The following is a 2,463-nucleotide window of genomic DNA, read 5'->3' on the forward strand; positions in this document are numbered from 1 at the left end:
CTGACGTAGCATTAACTGAGATAGTCCGAACAACTTCGTTATAGCTTGGCGAGTCAGGATTGACATCCAGGACATAAATGCTACCCCGCCCTGAGTCCGCGACGTAAGCATAATCAAGGATGCCAACGCATTCCAATCAGTGCCATTCCAGTTGGCCCACTTGTTGACAAAATTATGGTCCCATCTGAACTGTTCGCAGTTACAAAATTCGTAGAAGTGCGCCAGTGATGAGGAAATATATCGTTGCGATATCGCTTGTCATCTACTGTAAAACTTGTTTCCGGGCGAGATCCCTTATACCATACAGCGCGATCGAAACCGTAAACTAGCGTTCTTTCCCCCTCAACCGCAACCACACTTAGTCTCAGTGGAATGGGAAATCGCAACGGGTCATCGTATTTGAGAGAAACCCGTTGAGATATACCATTACTAACGCAAACATCAGCCCATTCATCATCAACACGGACAGAAACAAAGGCATCACCTGTTGGGGTTAGTCCAGCGTTTTCTATAGTTAATTTAGCAGCCAAGCCTCCTGTATTGTAATAATTTAAAGAACCACCAGTAATATTTCCAGTGAGGAGCCCATCATTTGAAAAAGACAACAGCCCTCCTGTTCGTTCGCGAGGCAGTGAAAGAGGAGGATAGCGCTTTTTGCCATCCGGTTCTAAACATTCTACGCGACGTGTAGCGTCTCGATTTAAATGACAAAGAGCTTGTTTTGATCCTACTGAAGCGTAAAATCCCCCCCACGGATAAGGGCCGCGCACATCACCCTCAGCATTCACAAACCAAGCTCTATCTAAGTCAATCACCCAAACAGCATCTTGTTGGGCACCTACGAGCTGTACACCAGAAACTTGTTCTACAACTCGTTTCAAAGCTCCTGTGCTGTCATAGTGAGATAACGGGTAATTTGTCCATACCCCACCATCGCTGCGAGCACTAAGATTTCCTGGCGGTTTTAAAAGCTTGATTATTCTGGTAGTCTTTCCGATTAAAACTGCCACTGGCAGAGTTTCTCCATCTCCTTGAGAAATTATGCTCGCTAGCCCTGTTGAGTTGGCAAAAGTTTGTTTTATGTAAGGTCTCATTGGATAAGACTTAGGACCAGCAAGATATGTAATTTGAGCTACACTAGGGTCTGGCCACCCCACATCTACTACATCTAGCTTAATTGGATTGTTCCATTCAAGCAGAGCAATAGACCAAATATCTAGTTTTGGACAACTCATATCACTTTTTGGTTCCTCTGATTTTAAAAAAGGCATGCTTCCTATAGTTAGAATTAGGTACGCACTGAAAAAAACTAATACAACACACAACTTTTTCCACATATCTTTCTCGAACTACCAAAGTATACCCTTGAAAAAATCCAAAGATTGACCGACCTGAACGTAGCCTTTTAATTGGCTGACATCAAGAATCTGTATGGTTTTATTCTTGTTCGGTTGGTTCCATAAACTGACAAGTTGTGTAGAATTAAGTGCAATAGCTACGTGACCGGGATCTCCGCCGACGGCAAGTTTTCTATCTTGAGCTTTCTCATCTCTAAAAAACACAAGTTGACCGGGCTTGGGCAAACGTGTTTGCTCACCCGGAAGCCCTCGCTTGGGATAGAAGGGTAAACCATCTTGATACCCCATTATTGGCCGCATAGCTGAAAACACAGGATTTTTATAACCAACTGTCTCCATGGCAGAGCGAATTTTATCCCCAGTCATTTGGTTGCATAAAAATGCCGCATACCAAATTATTTCCCAGCAGTTCATGTTCGCGGTGTACGGCAGAGGGTCATTTTTTTTGTCAGCTAAAAAGTGCCGAGTAAAATCATTATATGGAGGATTTTCCCACCATTGCTTTCCTTTAAGCAAAGCTGCCATCAGCACAGTAGCCATCTCTGGCTTGGAAGAAAAACTATCTACAATCAGCTTCCTCATAGGCACATCATCGACTACGGATCTGAGGTCATTCTGGTCATTACTTTTGATGATTAAAGCGATGAGTCGATCGTAGTTAGCGATCGCCCCTGCTTTCAACAATTTCTCTATTTGTGCCTTAAAACTAGGCGGTTTCTGCGCTACAATCAACCCCAAAGGATTACCAGCAGACGCAATCAAAGTAGGAATCCCAGGGGTACTATTCTGAGGCAAAATTAAAGGATTAAGCTCTTCAATGGGGACGCGGGTTAAATCGCTCAAAGTTGCCCGCCGTTGACTCAAAGGCTGGAAATTAAAGTTGCCTGCACCTCTGTAATGTCCATCAATCCAGTAGTCCCCAGGATTTGCAACAGTCTTAGTAATTTCCCCCGCATCAAAGATACGAACACTACCACTACCATCCAGATTAAGATAAGAACCAATCAGATACTTCCCATCACCAGAAAGAGTCACATTATTAGTTAAAACCCCCGGCACCGGTTCAGTAGCAGCCACTAATTTCGGATTCGGCCCCAACGGATAT

The 2,463-nt window shown here is 43.9% G+C and carries 2 protein-coding genes; both read right to left on the reverse strand.

Features of this window, described 5'->3' with window-relative positions; genetic code table 11:
* Nucleotides 1-113: 113 nt before the first annotated feature.
* A complete protein-coding gene (locus JGK20_RS33950) occupies nucleotides 114-1,235 on the reverse strand; it encodes a hypothetical protein (protein WP_293233789.1) in 1,122 nt (373 codons plus the stop codon).
* 114 nt (nucleotides 1,236-1,349) lie between these two features.
* On the reverse strand, nucleotides 1,350-2,463 hold a 1,114-nt coding region (locus tag JGK20_RS33955; RefSeq protein WP_293233791.1), incomplete at its 5' end, for a hypothetical protein.

Origin of the sequence: Microcoleus sp. PH2017_05_CCC_O_A, from assembly GCF_020738785.1 — a bacterium.
In the GTDB taxonomy this organism is placed as follows: domain Bacteria; phylum Cyanobacteriota; class Cyanobacteriia; order Cyanobacteriales; family Microcoleaceae; genus Microcoleus.

Bases quoted from the DNA above. Each gene is read 5' to 3' on its own strand.
- JGK20_RS33950 (WP_293233789.1), bottom strand. From the start codon at position 1,235: ATGAGTTGTCCAAAACTAGATATTTGGTCTATTGCTCTGCTTGAATGG.